Here is an 18,614-nt window from a genome sequence, read left to right on the forward strand (position 1 = left end):
ACCCGCTCCACCAGCCGCCGCAGATGCTCCGGCGTGGTACCGCAGCAGCCACCCACCAGCGACAGCCCGTACTCCCGCACGAACGTCTCCTGCGCGTCAGCGAGTCCTTCGGGGCCGAGAGGGAAGTGGGCGCCGTGCCTGGTGAGTTCGGGCAGGCCGGCGTTCGGCATGCACAGCAGCGGGATGCGCGCGTGGCGGGCGAGGTGGCGCAGATGCTCCGTCATCTCGGCCGGTCCGGTGGAGCAGTTCAGGCCGATCATGTCGATGCCCAGCGGCTCCAGCGCGGTCAGCGCCGCGCCGATCTCCGAGCCGAGCAGCATGGTGCCGGTGGTCTCGAAGGCCATGGAGGCCAGCAGGGGCACTTCGGTGCCGGTCGCCGCCATCGCCCTTCGGGCGCCCACGATCGACGCCTTGGTCTGCAGCAGGTCCTGCGTCGTCTCCACCAGCAGGGCGTCGGCTCCGCCGGCGAGCAGTCCCTCGGCGTTGGCCTGGTAACCGTCGCGGATGACGCCGTAGCCGATGTGGCCCAGGGTGGGCAGTTTGGTGCCGGGGCCGATGGAGCCCAGCACCCAGCGGGTGCGACCGTCGCGGGAGGCGTGCTCGTCGGCCGCTTCGCGGGCGATACGGGCGCCCGCCTCGGACAGCTCGTGCACCCGGCCGGTAATCTCGTACTCGCTCGCGGCGGTGTGATTGGCGCCGAACGTGTTCGTCTCGACGCAGTCCACGCCCGCGGCGAAGTACTCCTCGTGCACCGAGCGCACGATGTCGGGACGGGTGACGTTCAGGATCTCGTTGCAGCCCTCCAGCTGCTGGAAGTCCTCGAGGGTCGGGTCCTGGGCCTGGAGCATCGTGCCCATCGCTCCGTCGGCGACCACCACACGGGTGGCCAGGGCCTCCCTCAGTGCGGCGATCCGGTCGGCGGCGGTCATCGGACACCCTCCAGGTACGGGGCGAGCTCACGGGCCGCCTCGGCGCCGTAGGCGCGGGCGAGGTGGTCCAGCAGGATCCGCCGGCCGGGTTCGTAGGTCTGCGGGCCGACCGCCGCCAGGGACAGCGCGGCGAGCGCGCAGCCCAGGCGGGCGGCCGTGATCAGCGGCAGGCCCCACTCGGCGGATGCGAGGAAGCCCGCGCGGAAGGCGTCGCCCACACCCGTGGGGTCGGTCACGGGGACGGCGGGGATCGCGGGCACGGTCACGTCCAGGCCGTCGGCGGCGCGGCGGATGCGTACGCCGTCCGCCCCGAGAGTGGTGACCCAGGCTCCGACCCGGCGCAGCACCTCGGCGTCGTCCCACCCGGTGCGCTCCTGGAGGAGCGCGGCCTCGTACTCGTTGCTGAACAGCCAGCGGGCGCCGTCGAGCAGTGCGCGGGTGTCCGCGCCGTCGAGGCGTGCCAGTTGCTGGGACGGGTCGGCGGCGAACGGGATGCCCCGCTCACGGCACTGGCGGGTGTGACGCACCATCGCCGCCGGGTCGTTGGCGCCGACGACGACCAGACCCAGTTCGTCCGGGCGGAGGGGCAGCCGGGTGAGGTCGATGCCGGCGGCCTCGGACATGGCGCCCGCGTGGAAGGCGGCGATCTGGTTGCCGTCGGCGTCCGTGGTGCACATGAAGCGAGCGGTGTGGCGCTCGGCGGACACGAGGACTCCGGCGGTGTCCACGCCGTGCTCCTTGAGCCACACCTCGTACTCGGCGAAGTCGCCGCCGACCGCGCCGACCAGCAGGGGACGCAGACCGAGACGGCCCAGGCCGTAGGCGATGTTGGCGGCCACCCCTCCCCTGCGTATGTCGAGCCGGTCCACGAGGAAGGACAGGGAGACGTGGGCCAGTTGGCCGGGGATCAGCTGATCCGCGAACCGGCCGGGGAAGACCGTCAGATGGTCGGTGGCGACGGATCCGGTCACCGCGATGCGCACGTGGGCACTCCCGTCGAGCTCGGCGGTCCGGCTCAGAGTCCGGCCGCGGCCTTGAGCTGGGCGGCGCGGTCGGTGCGCTCCCAGGTGAAGTCCGGCAGTTCGCGGCCGAAGTGGCCGTAGGCGGCGGTCTGGGCGTAGACCGGCCGCAGCAGGTCGAGATCCCGGACGATGGCGGCCGGGCGCAGGTCGAAGACCTCGTCGATGGCCTGCTCGATGCGCTCCTGGGCGACCTTGGCGGTGCCGAAGGTCTCCACGAACAGGCCCACCGGTTCGGCCTTGCCGATCGCGTAGGCGACCTGCACCTCGCAGCGGGAGGCAAGACCCGCGGCGACGACGTTCTTGGCGACCCAGCGCATCGCGTACGCGGCGGAACGGTCCACCTTGGAGGGGTCCTTGCCGGAGAAGGCGCCGCCGCCGTGGCGGGCCATGCCGCCGTAGGTGTCGATGATGATCTTCCGGCCGGTGAGGCCGGCGTCGCCCATGGGGCCGCCGATCTCGAACCGTCCGGTGGGGTTGACCAGCAGCCGGTAGTCGTCCGTCTCCAGCTTGATGCCGTCGTCGGCGAGGCGGACGAGGACCTCCTCGACGACGTGCTCGCGGATGTCGGGCGTCAGGAGACCCTCGAGGTCGATGTCGCTCGCGTGCTGCGTGGAGACGACGACCGTGTCCAGACGGACGGGACGGCTGCCCAGGTACTCGACGGTGACCTGGGTCTTCCCGTCGGGCCGCAGGTACGGCACGGTGCCGTCCTTGCGTACCTCGGTGAGGCGCCGCGACAGGCGGTGCGCCAGGTCGATCGGCAGCGGCATCAGCGTCGGCGTCTCGTCGGTCGCGTAGCCGAACATGATGCCCTGGTCGCCGGCGCCCTGCCGGTCCAGTTCGTCGTCGTCGCCCTCGACCCGCGCCTCGTACGCCGTGTCGACGCCCTGGGCGATGTCCGGGGACTGCGCGCCGATGGACACCGACACGCCGCAGGAGGCGCCGTCGAAGCCCTTGGCGGAGGAGTCGTAGCCGATCTCCAGGATCGTCTCGCGCACCAGCGTCGCGATGTCCGCGTACGCCGTGGTGGTGACCTCCCCGGCCACGTGCACCTGGCCGGTGGTGATCAGGGTCTCGACGGCGACGCGGGAGGCGGGGTCCTCGCGCAGCAGCGCGTCGAGAATGTTGTCGCTGATCCGGTCGGCGATCTTGTCGGGGTGGCCCTCGGTGACGGACTCCGAGGTGAACAGGCGACGGGACATGACTCTCCAGGGGCTGGGGCCCGGGGCCGGGGCTCGGGGCCGGGCGGTCAGGCTGCGGCGGTGCGGGCGTGGCGGCTCGCCGGGCGGGCCAGGCCGAGCCGGGCGCGCAGGGTGGCGCCCTCGGCGGCGGCGCGGCCGGAGACGCCCAGGTCACGGAGCAGCGCCGGCGAGGCGTCGTCGGGGGCGGTGATGTCCACGACGAGGCCGTCGGCCCCGCTGTCGGCGAGCAGGGCGTGCGGGTCGGCGCCGGGCGGCAGCGTGCACAGCGCCTTGACGCCGGGGGTTCGGCGCCGCAGGTCTCGTACGGTGCCGGCGTCGTGGCCGGCGCCCAGCAGGACCAGGTCGGCGTGGCCGGCCAGCGCGGGGTCGGTGACGGCCACGACCGGGTGGCCCTGGGGCGGGCGGGCGACGTTCAGCGGGCCCGCCACGTCGAAGTGGCGGCCCTTGTGGTCGAGGCGGTGGATGCCGTCCGGCCGCCAGTACAGGCCGTCGGCACGGTCGTGCACGAAGGCGTCGTCGTCGAAGCTGTCCCACAGGCCGCGGGCGACCTCGATCAGTTCGGCGGTGCGGCCGTCCGCGTCGGCGGGTCCAGCCAGCCAGCCGGTGCGCCCGCGGGCGAGGTGGTCCAGGGAGGCGGTGATGCGGGCCACGTGGTACGGGGCCTGGTCGGCGGGGAGCGGGGCGACGATCAGGCCGATCCGGTCGGTGGCAGCGGCGACCGCGGCGGCCAGGGTGCTCGCCTCGAAACGGGCCCGGGTGCCGTCGGCGGCGGCCCCGTCGTCGAGGACGACGGCGTCGAACCCGGCGGTCTCCGCGGCCCGTACGAGTCGCAGCACGTCCCCGAGCGTGGGCGGAGCGGTGCGGCTGTGGGCGGCCGTCCGGCCGATCAGGAGCGGGGCGGTCATGCGGCGGCACCTGCCTCGGTGGTCGTCGTGGACGGTTCGGTGCCGAGGTTCTCGCGCAGCGTGCCGCCCTCGTAGGAGGTGCGGTACAGGCCCCGGCGCTGCAGCTCGGGGATCACGTGGTCGACGAAGTCGTCGGCGGAGCCCGGCAGATAGGGGAAGTCGATGTTGAAGCCGTCCGCGCCGCGCCCGGTGAACCAGCTCTCCATGTGGTCGGCGATCTGCTCCGGCGTGCCGGCGACGATGTCGCCCATCAGGCGCAGGGCCAGCTGCCGGATGCTCAGGTTCTCGCGCCGGGCCAGGCCGACGAGGCGTTCGGTCGTCGACTGGGACTGGTTGGTGTACGGGATGTCGGGGACGGGCCCGTCGATCGGGTACGCGCTCAGGTCGACGTCGCCGAGGAAGTCCTGCAGGGTGCGCAGGGCCACGTGGTCGTGGGTGAGGTCCTGCAGTTCCGCCAGACGCTGCCGGGCCTCGGTCTCGGTGGCCGCGACGATGGGCGCCAGGGTCGGCCAGACCAGGATCTTCTCCGGGTCCCGGCCGTGCCCGGCGGCGCGCTTCTTGAGGTCGGCGTAGAAGTCCTGTGCGTCGGACAGCGTGTTGTGCCGCGTGAAGATCACCTCGGCGTGGCGGGCCGCGAACTCGCGTCCCACAGGGGAGGAACCGGCCTGGATGATCACCGGACGGCCCTGCGGCGGGCGTTCCAGCCCCAGCGGGCGGGAGACGTCGAAGTGCTCACCGCGGTGGCCGGTGAAGCGCTCCCCGCAGTCCCACAGCCGCTGGACGACGTCGATGAACTCCTCGGCGCGGGCGTAGCGCAGGCCGTGCTCCAGGTGCTCCGGGAAGCCGAAGTTGACGGACTCCCAGGGTGCGGCCGAGGTGACGACGTTCCAGCCGGCCCGGCCGCCGCTGAGGTGGTCCAGGGAGGCGAACCGGCGGGCGACGTGGGCGGGTTCGTTGTAGGTGGTGGTGGCCGTGGCGCACAGTCCGATGTGCTCGGTGGCGGCGGCGTACGCGGCGAGCAGGGTCAGCGGCTCGAAGTGCTCGGTGCGTGAGGTGCGGCACAGGGAGTCCAGGCGGGTGCCCCACACGGCGACGATGTCGGCGATGAACACCGCGTCGAACAGCCCGCGTTCCAGGGTCCGGGCGTTGCGGCGGTGGAAGGCGAGGTCGAGCTGGGCGTCCGCCTGGGTGGCCGGATGACGCCAGGCCGCCACATGGCCGCCCGGCCCGTCGATGATGCCGGCCAGGGTGATGCGGCGCCGGCGCGGGGTGGTCATGGTGGGTGTCTCCTCGGGTCAGTTCGTGAGCGCGGACGCCAGGATCCGGGCGAGACCGCGGACGTTGTCGCCGGTCAGCATGGTCACGTGGTTGCCGGGGACGACGCGGATGACGAGGTCGTCGACGTGGTCCTCCCAGCCGAGGCCGGGGCGGTGGTGGAAGCGGTCGCTCTCGTCGTAGGAGGCGCCCTTGCCGAAGCCGGTGTCGCCGGCCCGGAGCACCACGACCGGACCCGCGCAGGGGCGGGGACGGTAGCGCTGGACGGCCTCGACGCTGATGCGCATCAGCTCCACCGGGTCGCCGCCGCCGTCGTCGCGCATCCAGTCGGCGATCTGCGCGAGTTCGGCGAGGTAGCCGGCGGCGCCCTCGGGTTCGGCGGCGGGGACGCCGGACCGGGAGGTCTCCCCCGCCTCCGGGTCCCCGGAGGCTCCGGGGGTTTCCGGGCCGGCGGGACCCGCTGCCCGTCCCTCGGCGACCTCCCTGAGCTGCCGGGCGAAGGATCCCTCGGCGTCGGCGTCGGTGAGGTCGCCGTCGGGGGCGCCCGCGTCGACCATCACCACCAGCGGCGGTCTGCCGCCGGCGGCGCCGATCAGGCGGGCCATCTCGTAGGCGAGGACGCCGCCGCCCGAGAAGCCGCCCAGCACGATGGGCTCCTCCCGCTCCAGGGCGGGGCGCAGCGCCTCCACGTACCGTTCGGCGAGCTGTTCCACGGACAGGTACTCCGGTTCGGGGTCCTCGGTCCGGGGGTCGCGGATGCCGACGAGGGCGTGCGGGCCGGTGTACTCGCGGGCGAGCTGCGCGTAGCAGGCGACCTGGCCGCCGGGCGGGTGGACGAGGTGGAGCGTGCCGGCGCCGGGGTGGCCGGCCGGCCGCAGCGGGACGAGGACGGAGGCGGCCCCGTCCGTGCCGTCCTCAGGGGCCGGCCGGGCCAGCAGCGCGGCCAGCTGGGCGGCGCGGGGGTGGGCGAGCAGGTCGTCCAGGCGCAGGGTCCGTCCGGTGCGCCGGGCCAGCTCGCGCAGCAGGCGCACGGCGAGCAGGGAGTGCCCGCCCGCGTCGAAGAAGTGGGTGCCGGGGGCGACGTCGGCGGTGCCGAACACCGTCTGCCAGGCCTCCTTGACCAGGTCGGCCTCGGGGCCGTCGGGCCAGGCCGGGGCGTCGCCGCCGGCGCCGTCGGGCCGGGGCGCGTCGGCCATCCGCACCGGCGGGTCGTCGTCGAGTGCGGCCAGCACCTCGGTCACGGTCGCCGCGCCGCCGGCCAGGCCGGGCAGTTCGCGCAGCAGCCGGGCGCACTGGCCGACCAGCCGTGCCGCCTCCTCGTCGGCGAGCCGGGCGCGGTCGTGGACCGCGGCCAGGACCAGACTGCCGTCGACGTCCCGGTAGGCGAGCAGCGTGACCGGGAACGCGGTCTGCGAGCCGGCCGCGTCGGGCAGTTCGACCTCGATGCCCTGCGCGGCCAGGGCGGCGCGCAGGTCGTCGGAGCCTCGGGGGTAGTTCTCGAAGACGATGAGGCTCTCGACGAGCTTCTCGTCGGGGCGGCGTCCGCTCCACTGGTGGATCTGCCCGGTGGACACCCACTCGTAGGCGGCCATGTCGAGGGCGTGGTCGCGCAGTTCGGTCAGCAGCCGGGTCACGGCCGCGTCCGGGTCGACCCGGACGGTCATGGGCAGCGAGTTCATCAGCAGCCCGGGCAGCCGCTCCACCGAGTCCAGGGGGATGCCGCGGCCCGAGACGGTGACGCCGAAGCCGACCGGGGCGGACCCGGAGGTGACGCCCGCCCGGTACAGCAGCAGCGCCCACACCGCCTGGAGCGCGGTGGACTCGGTGACCGCGGAGGACGCCGCCCAGGACCGCAGCCGGTCGGCCTGTGCGGCGGCGATCCGCACCTCCGCGCGGCCGGACCCCGCCAGACCGGTCGGCGGGCCGGGAACGGCGGGGCGCACCAGCGGGGTGGCGTCGGGGACGGCGGAGGACCAGAACTCCCGGGCCGGCGCGGTGTCCTGCCCGGCCAGCCAGCGCGCGTAGTCACGGATGTCGGGGCGCCGTTCGCCGCCCGGCAGCAGACCGCCGGCGAGGTAGGCGCGGTAGAACTCCTGGAGCAGCACGGACACGCTCCAGCCATCCAGCAGCACGTGGTGGAAGGTGAGGAGGATCCGCGCGCGCTCCGCGCCGCCGTCCCCGGGGTCCGGCTCGTCGAGCACGTTGACCCGCAGCAGGCCGGGGCCGCGCAGGTCGAAGCCGCGCAGCCGGTCCCGTTCCCGCAGTTCCTCGAAGTCCACCGAGCCGGCCGGATGCCGCTCCACCTCGGCGCGGACGTGCTCGTGCAGCACCAGGCAGGGCTCGGCCTCCCAGTCGAAGGCCGCGCGCAGCACGGTCTCCCGGTCGAAGACCGACTGCCAGGCGGCCGTAAACCGGTCGGTGTCCAGGGGCCCGTGCCACCGCCAGAACAGCTGCTCCACGTACCGGCCGGTGCCGCGGTGGGCGAGCGCGTCGAGGAGCAGGCCGTGCTGTTGCGGGGTGACCGGCACGGTGACCGGCCGCCCGTCCTCGGCTCCGGGCCGCGCCGGGGCGGGGAGGGCGGCGGGGCGGGGCCGGGAGCCGGTGCCCGGCGCCCCGATCTCGGCGGGGACGACGGTCGCCGGGTCGGCGCCGGCGAGCGTGGCCAGCACCCAGGCCATCTGGGCCACGAGCGCGTCCACCCCGGCTTCGTCCACGCCGTCGGCCGGGCTCGGCACCCAGGTCAGGCCCATGCGCAGCCGGCCGCCGTGGACGATCCCGTACACCTCCACGCCGTACACCCGCTCGCAGCGGGCGGAGTGTTCGCGCGGGATCGGGCGCGGGGACATGGTGAAGCCGCCCGACGGGCTCAGCTGGTCGGCCTGCCCGTAGTAGTTGAAGCAGACGAGGGCCGGCGGCAGCTCACGCAGCAGGGTGCGCAGGGAGGCGTCCGGGGAGAACTCGCGGCAGGCGCCGAAGCCGGCCCCGCCGTCGGGCACCGCCGTCAGGTCGCCGCCCACCGCGGCCAGGTAGCGGTCGGGCGGCAGTGCACGGTCGGCGCCGAGCACCAGCGGGTGGATGGAGGTGAACCAGCCGACGGTGCGGAACAGGTCGTCGCGGCCGTGCCGGCCGTGGGTCTCCACGTCGAAGGTCACCGTGCGGGTGCCCCGCCAGCGGGCCAGGGCCTGCGCGAAGGCGCCGGTCATGACCTGGTGCACCTCCAGCCCCAGGCGGGCGGGCAGGGGGCCGATCAGACGGGCGGTCGCCTCGGGGTCGAGGGAGAACTCGACGCGGCGGATGTGCTCCTCGTCCGGTGCGGGCGCGGTGAGCAGCAGGGTGTGCGCCGCTTCCCGGGCGGCGGCGACACCGCGCCAGTGGTCCGCCTCGCCCTGACGGGTCGCGACGGCGGGCAGCGAGGCCACCCAGTCCTCGTACCGGCAGGCCTCGGGGGGCAGCGCGGGCAGGACGCCGCCGGCCAGGGCGGTCAGGGCGTGCTCCAGGTCCTCGAGCAGGATGCGCCAGGAGACGCCGTCGACGACCAGGTGGTGCACGGCGATCAGCAGGTGGCCGGGCGCGGACGGCGCACGCCGGTCGCGCACCAGCACGGCGCGCACATGGACGCCTTCGAGCGGGTCGAGGCTGCGTTCGGCGTCCTCCAGGGCGCGGTCGAAGTCGGCCTCCTCGGCGATGTCCCGCTCCCACAGGACCTCCTGCGGCGGGTACGCCGCGAAGGGTTCGGCGGCGGTCATCAGGCGCGCGGAGGGGTCGGAGGCGTCGCCGTCGGGGTCGGGATCGAAGCGCGCGGACAGCGCCGGGTGCGCGGCGACCACGGCCTGCAGGGCCAGGCGCAGGGTCGTGGGGTCGACGGAGCGGCTCAGCTCCAGCAGCACCGACTGGTTCCACTGGTGACGGTCGGTCCTGATGTGCCGGAAGAACCAGGCCTGGACCGGGGCGAGCGGGGCGGCCCGTCCGGCGGGCGGGGGCGGCGCCGGGCGGCCGGGAGCGGCGTCGTCGTCCTGCCCTGTCCGTTCCGTGCCGCCGCCGAGGCGGGCGGCGAGGCCGGCGAGGACGGGGTGGCGGTAGATGTCGCGCAGGGCGAGGGAGAAGCCCTCGCGGCGCAGCCGCGACACCATCTGCATGGCGAGGATGGAGTCGCCGCCCGCCTCGAAGAACTGGGCGTCGTCGGCTGCCTCGCCCAGGAGGTCGGCCCACACGGTGCGCACGGCCCGCAGGGCGTCGGCTGAGGGCGTGGCGGGGGCGGCGGGCTCGTTCGTGGAGGCGGGGGCGGCGGGCTCGTTCGCGGAGGCGGGGGCGGCGGGCTCCTTCGCGGGGGCGGAGTCGTCGCGGTCGTGCGCGGACGTGTCCGCCGGGACGGTCGCGTCGTGCTGTTCGCCGGAGGTGAGCGCCGCCAGGGCGCGGCGGTCGGTCTTGCCGTTGGGCAGCACGGGGATGTGCGGCACCGGGTGGAAGTGCGCCGGGATCATGTGGGAGGGCAGCCGGGACGCCAGAGCGGCGCGCAGGGCGGCGGCCGGGGCGCCGGTCACCACGTGGGCGACGATCTGGAGGCTGCCGCGCGCGTGCCGGACCGCCTGGACGGCGGCGTCGCGCACGTCGGGCAGCGCCACGAGGGCGGCCCTGACCTCGCCGAGTTCGACGCGGTTGCCGTTGACCTTCACCTGGTCGTCGAGGCGGCCCAGGTGGGTGAGCGTGCCGCCGGGCAGCAGCCGCACGAGGTCGCCGGTGCGGTAGACGGTGTCCGTGCGGTCGCCGAGCCGGAGCGTGCGGTAGCGCTCCGCGGTGCGCCCGGGGTCCCCGACGTATCCGTCGGAGACCGTGCCGCCGCCGATCCACAGCTCGCCGGGGGCGCCCGGGGGCAGCGGCCGCAGCTCGTCGTCGAGGACGTAGCAGCGGATGTTGTCGAAGGGCACGCCGATCGGCACCTCGGCCCGCCGGGTCCAGAAGGCCTGGTCGCCGCGGCTCCAGGAGAACACCGTCGAGTACGACGTCTCGGTCGGTCCGTAGGCGTTGTGCAGCCGTGCCGGGTGCGCGGCCTCGAAGGCGGCGCGCAGCTCGTTGGGCAGCGACTCCCCGGTCGACACCACGGTGCGCAGGGTGCGGTTGGCGCCGAACGCCTCGGCCTCCAGCAGCAGCCGCAGCTGGGACGGCACGGCGTGCAGCAGGGTCACCCCGTGCCGCTCCAGGGTCTCGGCGAGCAGGTCGGGATCGCGCTCGGCGTCCGGCGGGGCGACGACGAGGCGGGCGCCGGCCACCAGGGCGACGAGCATCTCGTGGGCGCTGACGTCGAAGGTGAAGGGCGCCTTGAGCAGCACGGCGTCCTCGGGTCCGAGGCCGAAGTGCCGGATCGCGGCCAGGACGTCGGTGACCAGGGCGCGGTGGCTGAGCTGGACGCCCTTGGGCAGGCCGGTGGAACCGGAGGTGTACAGCACGTGCAGCGCGTCGGCGCCGGACGGTCCGGGCAGTGCGGCGCGGCCGCCGGGCACCGCGAGGCCGGCGAGGAGGACCCGGCGGGGGCCGGGCGGGCAGGCGTCGGCCGTGGCGGGGTCGACCAGGGCGAGCCGCATGCCGCTGCTGTCGGCGATGTGGCGGCGGCGCGCCTCGGGATGGGCGGCGTCCAGCGGGACGTAGGCGGCCCCGGTGCGCAGCACCGCGAGCATCGCGGCGACCGCGTCGGCGCTGCGCGGCAGCAGGACGCCCACCCGGTCGCCGGGCCGTACGCCCGCCTGTTCCAGGCCGGCGGCGAACGCGTCGATGCGGGCGTCCAGTTCGCGGTAGCTCCAGCGCAGGCCGTCGGCCTCGACCGCGGTGGCGTCACCGCGGTCGGCGGCGCGCTCGCGCAGCAGGGTGTCGATGTCGGTGTCGGGCAGCGGGTGGTCGGTCGCGTTGAGGAAGTCCAGCGTGGCGCGGGCGCGCGGGCCGATGCCGTCCAGCAGGCCGACGGGCCGCTCGGGTTCGGCGACGAGCTGGGCGGCGAGCGTGGCGACGTGCTCGGTGAACGCCTCGGCCGTCGCCGCCTCCAGGCGGGTCGCGTCGTACTTGAGCCGGCCGTGCAGCCGCCCCTCCCCCTCGTACAGCTCCAGGGTGAGCAGACCGAGGCCGGGGGTGTGCACGTCCTGGCGCCAGTGGGCGCGCAGGCCGTCGCGCAGGGCGACGCCGTCGGTGGCGGCGGCGCCGGCCTCGGCCCAGCTGTGCAGCACGAAGGTGCAGTTGAACACCGACGGTCCGGCGCCGTCCGGCGCGAGTCCCGCGATCCTCGGGAACGGCAGCCCGGAGTGGTCGACGGCACGGGCGAGTTCCCGCTGCACGGCGGTGACGTAGCCGGCCGACGTCAGCTCGGGGGCGGGCTCCGGGGCGCGGACCAGCAGGGTGCGGACGAAGTAGCCGACGGTGCGGTCGAAGCGCGGGTCGGTGCGGGCGCCGAGCGGCACGCCTACGGTGGGGGCGTCCTGACGGCCGTAGGTGGTCAGGGCCTTGAGGTAGGCGGCGAGCAGGACGGCGGCGGCGCCCGCCCGGTGGGCGCGGGAGAAGGCGCGGATCCGGTCCCAGGCGCCGGTGCCCAGTTCCAGGGGGACGGCCGCCTCGCGCGGGGCGTCGTCGCCGTCGCCGCCGGGGACGTCGAGCGGGAAGTCGACGGTGAGGTCCGCTCCGTCGAGCCGCTCCCGCCAGTACGCCTCGGCGGTCCCGGTGGCGGCGGCGGCCTCGGCGGCGCGGCCGGCGACATAGGCGTCGAAGCCCGCCTCGGGGGCGGGGCCCGGCACCTCGCCCCGGTCGTAGGCGGCGAGCAGGTCGGCGAGGAGGATGCCGGTGGACTCGCCGTCGACGACGAGGTGGTGCACGACGAGCAGGAGGGTGTGGTGGCCGGGGCCGTGCGCGACCAGCACGGCGCGCAGGACGCCGTCGTGCTCCAGGTCCAGCTCCCGGCGGGCCTCGGCGGTGACGGCCCCGGCGGGCCAGACTCCGTCCGGGCCGGTGCCCGCGGTGCGCCGCTCCAGCCGGGGGACGCGTCCGGGGTCGAGGTCGAGGGCGGGCAGGCCGTCGCCGTACGCGTCGTCGACGACCCGCGCGGACAGCAGGGGGTGGCGGGCGACGAGCCGGGCGAGGGCGGCCTCCAGGGCGGTCGCGTCGAGCGGGCCGGTGAGGTCGACGGCGAGCGGCACGTTGTAGGGCGAGGCTCCGGGGTCGGCGCGGTGCTGCAGCAGCAGTCCCAGCTGATCCTCGGTCAGCGGCAGCAGCCGTGCCCGGTCCGTCCCGCGTCCGGCGGTGGCGGAGGGCTGCTCGCCCGGCGGGTGGAGCTTGGTCATCGGGGGTCTCCTGGGTCGGATCCGAGGCCTCTGCCCGGGTGTGCGCATCCGGTGGCGAGCGTGCCGGGATGCTCTGGCGCGGTGCTGACGGGGAGCTGACGTGCGGTTTCCTGTGTCGCGGCTACGGGGTGCGGGCGGCGACGAAGGCCCGGAGACGGTCGAGTCCCTCCGCGATGTCGGCCTCCGTCAGGACGCTGAAGGAGAGCCGGATCTGGTTCAGGCCGCCGGAGCCGGCGTAGAAGTGGTACATGGGCGTCCACAGCACGCCGAACCGCTCGGCCGACTCCTCCAGGGCGGCCTCGTCCGCGGTGAACGGCACGGTGACCACCGCGAACAGCCCTCCCTCGGGCGCGTTCCAGGCGACCGGGCCGCCGCGCGGGAAGCGAGCCGCCAGCCCGTCGAGCACGGCGCGCAGATTGCGGCGGTAGACCGCGGCCTCGCGGACGCAGGCGCGCTCCATGCTGCACCCGTTCTCCAGCAGGAGTCCGCCGATCGCGGCCTGCGCGACGCTGGAGGTGTTGAGGGTGAGCATGCTCTTGAGCTTGGCGAGCTGGTCGGTGAGCGTGCCGCCCTCGGCCACCGGCTGGCCGGCGACGACGTAGCCGATCCGCGCGCCCGGGTAGGCGGTCTTGGCGAAGGAGCCGATGTAGACCACGCGGCCGGAGCGGTCCAGGGACTTCAGAGTGGGCGGCCGGCCCGAGCCGTCGTGGAACATCGAGTACGGGTTGTCCTCGACGACCAGCAGGTCGTGCGTGTCGGCGACGCGCAGCAGCTCCCGGCGGGCCGCCTCGGGCATCCGGGCCCCGCCGGGGTTGGAGAAGTCGGGCACGACGTACAGGGCGCGGGGGCGCAGCCCGGCGGCGCGTGCCTCCTCCGCGGCGCGGCCCACGGCGGCGGGGTCGAGCCCCGCGGGGCCCTCGGGGACCGGCAGCACCCGGGTCTCGGTGAGGCGGGCGGCGCCGGTGAAGCCGACGTAGGTGGGTGCGGCGGCCAGGACGACGTCGCGTTCGTCGCGTCGCAAGGCGCGCAGTACCAGGACCATGGCCTCCTGGCAGCCGGTGGTGACGAGGACGTCGGCCTCGTCGGCGGTGATGCCCTCGTCGAGCAGGAGGTGGCGGACGATCAGGTCGCCCACGATCCCCTTGGTCGCCCCGTACTGGAACAGGGTGCGCCGCACCTGACGCCGGTCCATGCCCCGTTCGGTCTCGAGGTGGCGGGTGAACAGGCGCAGGTGGCGGTGGAGGGCCTCGCTGTCGAAGTACTCCTCGTAGGGCCTGCCCGCGGCGAAGGACACGGCGTCCGGATAGTTGCCGGTGATCTCGTTGAGCAGGGTCATCGAGGTGAGCGCGGGGTCGGTGAGGCTGGCGTGCAGGCCGGCCGCGGACAGTGTGGGCGCGGCCCGGCCCGGCGTGTCCAGCAGGCCCGCGGCCGGGGTCATGCCGCCGTGCCCTTCATGGCGTCGATCAGGCTCGCCGGCCGCATGTCCGTCCAGTGCTCGGTGATGTGGGCGAGCGCCGCGTCCCGGCCGGTGGCCGGCAGTGCCACGGTCCACCCGGCCGGCACCTCGGCGAAGGACGGCCACAGCGAGTGCTGGCCCTCGTCGTTGACCAGGACGAGGTAGGTGCCTTCGGGGTCCTCGAAGGGGTTGGTCATGTCGGTCTCCCGGAGTTCGGCGACGGGGCGGAACGGTCCCGGACCACTGTGGCCACCGGTGCTGCCGGAGAGCTGACGCGGCGCTGACGGCCGTCCGCGGCGAGGTCGGCGACGAGGTCCAGCAGCACCGGCGCCGGGTCGTCCAGGAGATGGAAGTGACCGCCGGGGAAGGTCTGTTCGCGTACCGGCCCGTCGGTGACGGCGGCCCAGGCGGACGCCTCCCCGGCGGTGAGTTCCGGGTCGGAGACGGCGCGGTGCACGGTCACCGGCACGGTCAGGCGGGGTCCTCGCCGCTGCCGGTAGGTCTCCCCGAGGGCGTAGTCCGCACGGGCCGTGCGCAGGGCCAGGTCGAGGAGGTCGGGATGGGCCAGGACCTCGTCGGGCAGGCCGCCGAGGCGTCGCAGTTCGGCGAGCAGGCCCGCGTCGTCGGCGCGGTGGACAAAGCCGGGGCGGACGCGGTGCGGCGGCGGCATTCCGGAGACGACGAGACGGACGGGAGCGCGTCCTGCCGCCTGGAGTCTGAGCGCCACCTCGTGGGCGACGAGTGCGCCGAGGCTGTGGCCGTAGAGGGCGAACGGGCCGCCGGTGAGGGGCGCCGCCTTTGCGGCTGCGGCGTCGGCCAGCGCGTGCAGGTCGGTGCAGAGGGGTTCGGCGATGCGGTCGGCGTGCCCGGGGTACTGCGCGGCGTGCACCTCGATGCTGCCGGGCAGCAGGGCGGGCCAGTCGCGGTAGGCGCTCGCGGAGCCGCCGCCGTAGGGGAAGCACAGCAGCCGGACGGCGGCCCGGGGGCGGGGGGCGAAACAGCGGTACCAGGGGCCGTTCATGCCGCGGCCGTCCGGCGGGCCGGCCACTCCAGCCGGCCGACCGCGTCCAGGATCCGCGCGACGCCGGGCAGGTAGTGGCCCTCGACGAGCGGGGGCGGGTAGGGCACGTCGTACCCGGTGACCCGCAGGACCGGCGCCTCCAGGTGGTAGAAGCAGCGCTCGGTGACCGTCGCGGCGACCTCGGCGCCGGGGCCGGCGAAACCGTGCGCCTCGTGCACGACGACGGCGCGGCCGGTGCGGCGGACGCTGGCGCAGACCGTCTCCTCGTCGAAGGGGGCCAGCGTGCGCAGGTCGACGACCTCCAGGCTGAGACCGTCGGCGGCGGCGGCCTCGGCCGCCTGGAGCGCGACGGGCACCGCCGGGCCGTGCGCGATCAGTGTGGCGTCGGTGCCGCTCCGGCGTACCGCGGCCCAGCCCAGGGGGCCGGTGTCCACCGGCAGCCCGATGGGCTCCTTGTGCCAGTAGAGGCGTTTGGGTTCGAGGAAGATCACCGGGTCGTCCGACTCGATGCTGCGGCGGAGCATCGAGTAGGCGTCGGCGACGGTGGCCGGGGCGACGACGGTCAGGCCGGGAGTGGCCATGTAGTACACCTCGGAGGAGTCGCTGTGGTGCTCCACTCCCCCGATGCCGCCGCCGTAGGGGATGCGCACGGTCAGCGGCAGGGGCAGGGCGCCGCGTGTGCGGGCCCGGAACTTCGCGACGTGGCTGACGAGTTGCTCGAACGCCGGGTAGGCGAACGCGTCGAACTGCATCTCGATCACGGGGCGCCGGCCGTACATCGCCATGCCGATCGCGGTGCCGACGATGGCGGACTCGGCGAGCGGGGTGTCGAAGCAGCGCTCGTCGCCGAACTCCCGGGACAGACCGTCGGTGACGCGGAACACCCCGCCGAGGACGGCGACGTCCTCGCCGAAGACGACGACGTCGTCGTCGGCGCGCATGGCGTCGCGCAGCGCCGAGTTCAGTGCCCCGGCCAGGGTGACGGCCGCACCTCGGGGTGCGGCGGACGCGGTGCCCGCGGTCATGACCGGCCCTCCTGCTCCCCGTCCGCGGCACCGGCGAGCTCGCCGGCCAGGGCGGCGGCCTGGGCGCGCAGCCGGTGCGGCGGGTGACGGTAGACGTGCCGGAACATCTCCGCGGGATCGCACGTCGGCGGGGTTTCGAAGTCGCGGCGCAGTGTGCGGCTGAGGCCGTCGGCCTCGTCCGCCACGGCGGCGACCGCCGCCTCGTCGAGCGTGCCGTCGGCGAGCAGCAGGCGCTCCAGGCGGGCGACCGGGTCCTTCCGGGCCCAGGAGGCGATCTCCTCCCGCCGGCGGTAGCGGCTGTCGTCGTCCGCGTTGGTGTGGGCCTCCATGCGGTAGGTGACGGCCTCCACCAGAGTGGGGCCGCCGCCGGCGCGGGCCCGTTCGGCGGCCTCGGCGACGGCCCGGTGCACGGCGGGGGCGTCGTTGCCGTCGACGCGCACCCCGGCCGCGCCGTATCCGTCCGCCTTGTCGGCGAGCGTGCGGGCCGCGGTCTGTTTCGCCAGCGGCACACTGATGGCGTACTGGTTGTTCTGCACGAGGAACACGACGGGCGCCCGGCGCACCGCGGCGTAGTTGACCGCCTCGTGGAAGTCCCCTTCGCTGGTGGCCCCGTCGCCGACGAACGCGAGGGCGACCAGGTCGTCGCCGGCGGTGCGGGCGGCGTCGGCGAGGCCGGCGGCGTGCAGGCACTGGGTGGCCAGCGGGGTGCACTGCGGGGCGGTGCGGTGGGCGCGCGGGTCGTAGCCGCAGTGCCGGTCGCCGCGGAACAGGGTGAGCACCTCGACGGGGGCGATGCCGCGGGTGAGCAGGGCGACGCTCTCGCGGTAGGTGGGGAAGACCCAGTCGGTGGGGCGCAGGGCGAGGACGGGCGCCACCTGGCAGGCCTCCTGGCCCCGGGAGGACGGGTAGACGGCGAGCCGGCCCTGCCGGGTGAAGGTGGTGGCGGTGGTGTCGAAGGCACGCCCGAGGACCATGGCCCGGTACAGGGCGAGCGCCGTCTCGCGCGGGAGGCCGGCGGGTGCCGGGGCGGTCACGGGGGTGTCGAGCACCGCGGTCATGCTGCCTTCTCCCTCCGCCGGTCGATCCAGGTGCGCTCCAGGGTGTCGATCAGCGCCCGGCTGTGCAGCAGCCGCGCCTGCTCGTAGGCGTAGCGGGCCAGGTAGCGCCGGAAGAGGTCGGCGGGTTCCTCGGCGAGGGCGAGCATGCGCCGGTTGGCTCCGACGGCCGGGTGGTCGAGGTGCTGGGCGGCGCGTTCCACGGCCGTGTCCATCGCGTCGGCGGGTGCGGTCTCGTCGACGACCAGGGACGCCTCGGGGTCGGTGGCGCGCAGCTTGCGGCCCCACAGGATCAGGCGGCGGGAGAACCGGGAGCCGGTCAGGTGCAGCAGGCGCAGATTGGCCAGGCCCGGCACCAGGCCCTCCTCCATGGCGGGCAGGCTGAACCAGGCGTCCTCGGCGGCGACGACCCGGTCCATGACGGGCAGGATCTGCATGCCGCCGCCGATGGCGAAGGTGTCCACGGCGCCCACCCAGGGCTTGTCGGCGTCCGGCCACCAGCCGTCTCCGTGGGTGTCGTCCAGGCACAGGCCGCGCACGAACTTGGCGAGGTAGCCCGCCTCGCGGCGCAGCATGAAACCCAGCAGGGAGATGTCGCCGTGGTAGAGGTGCGTGAGGTTGATGCCGGCGCTGAACACGCGGCGGCCGGCGTAGGCGGGGTGGGTCTGGGGCGCGCCGCGCAGCACGCCGACGTGGCTGGCGGGGTCCAGCAGCACCAGGTCGGTGCCGGTCTCCAGGGCCTCGACCGCGCAGTCGTCCTCGGCGTTGAGGAACTCGTCGTTGCACAGTTCGAGCGTGGCGACGCCGTCCCGCCGGGTGACGGTGGCCACGCCCAGGTCGGCGCGGCCGGTGACCCGGAAGTCGGTGAGCGCGGTCAGCGCGCGGCCGGTGGGGCGGAGCATGGCGCGCAGCAGGTGGTCGCCGGTGCGCGGGACGCTCAGCACGGCCTGGAGGAACAGGCCGACGGCGACCTCCCAGCCCTCCTTGTTGCGCTGGAGCCGGCGGGACTCCTCGGCGAGCTGCTCGCGGGTCGGCACCAGGCCGGGGAAGGCGCGGGAAGCCCGCTCGGTCAGCTCGTCGACGCGCAGGGAGCGGGTGAGGCCGTCGGTGAGTTCGCTGTAGACGCGCTCGGCGTGGGCGGCCAGGAACCGGCGGCGCAGGTCGTGGAGTTCCTCGTGGGCGGAGGCGGCGTGCCGCTGGGCGGCGACGCTGCGTTCGGCACGGGGCTCGAGGCCGGCGATGCGGCCGACGCCCGCCTCGAGGTGGGCGGTGACCGCCGCCCGGTCGGTGGTGAAGTCGCCGGTGACGGGGGGCGGTTCGGCCACGGTCCGGGGTGCGGCGGCGGGTGCGGCCGACGCCGCTCCGCCGGCCGGTGCTCGGCCGGCGAGGGTGGGTGTGCGCACGGTGG

At 75.2% G+C, this 18,614-nt stretch carries 12 protein-coding genes; all 12 read right to left on the minus strand.

What is annotated here, in order from left to right; all coding sequences use genetic code 11:
- On the minus strand, positions 1-929 hold a 929-nt coding region (locus ACF1AG_RS33625; RefSeq protein ID WP_391810951.1), incomplete at its 3' end, for a homocysteine S-methyltransferase family protein.
- On the minus strand, positions 926-1,912 hold the full coding sequence (locus ACF1AG_RS33630) for a carbohydrate kinase family protein (protein WP_391810952.1): 987 nt from the start codon (positions 1,910-1,912) through the stop codon (positions 926-928). The genes ACF1AG_RS33630 and ACF1AG_RS33625, both read right to left, overlap by 4 nt.
- Positions 1,913-1,944: 32 nt before the next feature.
- Positions 1,945-3,153, minus strand: coding sequence for a methionine adenosyltransferase (gene metK, locus ACF1AG_RS33635; RefSeq protein ID WP_391810953.1), 1,209 nt, complete (start codon positions 3,151-3,153; stop codon positions 1,945-1,947).
- A 47-nt stretch (positions 3,154-3,200) separates the two neighbouring features.
- Positions 3,201-4,058, minus strand: coding sequence for an LLM class flavin-dependent oxidoreductase (locus tag ACF1AG_RS33640; protein WP_391810954.1), 858 nt, complete (start codon positions 4,056-4,058; stop codon positions 3,201-3,203).
- Positions 4,055-5,335: an LLM class flavin-dependent oxidoreductase gene (locus ACF1AG_RS33645; protein ID WP_359604488.1), complete on the minus strand. Its 1,281-nt coding sequence runs from the start codon at positions 5,333-5,335 to the stop codon at positions 4,055-4,057. The genes ACF1AG_RS33640 and ACF1AG_RS33645 overlap by 4 nt, the downstream gene beginning before the upstream one ends.
- A gap of 18 nt (positions 5,336-5,353) precedes the next feature.
- Positions 5,354-12,649 (minus strand): amino acid adenylation domain-containing protein, encoded by a 7,296-nt coding sequence (locus tag ACF1AG_RS33650; RefSeq protein WP_391810955.1) that lies wholly within the window; start codon positions 12,647-12,649, stop codon positions 5,354-5,356.
- Positions 12,650-12,770: 121 nt separating this feature from the next.
- Positions 12,771-14,087 (minus strand): PLP-dependent aminotransferase family protein, encoded by a 1,317-nt coding sequence (locus ACF1AG_RS33655; RefSeq protein WP_387798994.1) that lies wholly within the window; start codon positions 14,085-14,087, stop codon positions 12,771-12,773.
- Positions 14,084-14,302 carry an MbtH family protein gene (locus ACF1AG_RS33660; protein ID WP_359604482.1) on the minus strand — a complete coding sequence of 73 codons (219 nt, stop codon included), beginning with the start codon at positions 14,300-14,302 and terminating at the stop codon, positions 14,084-14,086. The genes ACF1AG_RS33655 and ACF1AG_RS33660 overlap by 4 nt, the downstream gene beginning before the upstream one ends.
- On the minus strand, positions 14,299-15,126 hold the full coding sequence (locus ACF1AG_RS33665) for an alpha/beta fold hydrolase (protein WP_359604480.1): 828 nt from the start codon (positions 15,124-15,126) through the stop codon (positions 14,299-14,301). Before ACF1AG_RS33665 ends, ACF1AG_RS33660 begins: the two co-directional genes overlap by 4 nt.
- Positions 15,123-16,151, minus strand: a complete 1,029-nt coding sequence (locus ACF1AG_RS33670; RefSeq protein ID WP_391810956.1) for an alpha-ketoacid dehydrogenase subunit beta — start codon at positions 16,149-16,151, stop codon at positions 15,123-15,125. Before ACF1AG_RS33670 ends, ACF1AG_RS33665 begins: the two co-directional genes overlap by 4 nt.
- The gene (locus tag ACF1AG_RS33675) at positions 16,148-17,209 is read right to left on the minus strand and encodes a thiamine pyrophosphate-dependent enzyme (protein WP_359604476.1); all 1,062 of its coding nucleotides are present in this window, start codon (positions 17,207-17,209) and stop codon (positions 16,148-16,150) included. Before ACF1AG_RS33675 ends, ACF1AG_RS33670 begins: the two co-directional genes overlap by 4 nt.
- A complete protein-coding gene (locus ACF1AG_RS33680; protein WP_391810957.1) occupies positions 17,206-18,609 on the minus strand; it encodes an enoyl-CoA hydratase/isomerase family protein in 1,404 nt (467 codons plus the stop codon). Before ACF1AG_RS33680 ends, ACF1AG_RS33675 begins: the two co-directional genes overlap by 4 nt.
- Between the last annotated feature and the right edge of the window lie 5 nt (positions 18,610-18,614).

Source organism: Streptomyces sp. NPDC014764 (assembly GCF_043082785.1).
In the GTDB taxonomy this organism is placed as follows: Bacteria; Actinomycetota; Actinomycetes; order Streptomycetales; family Streptomycetaceae; genus Streptomyces; species Streptomyces althioticus.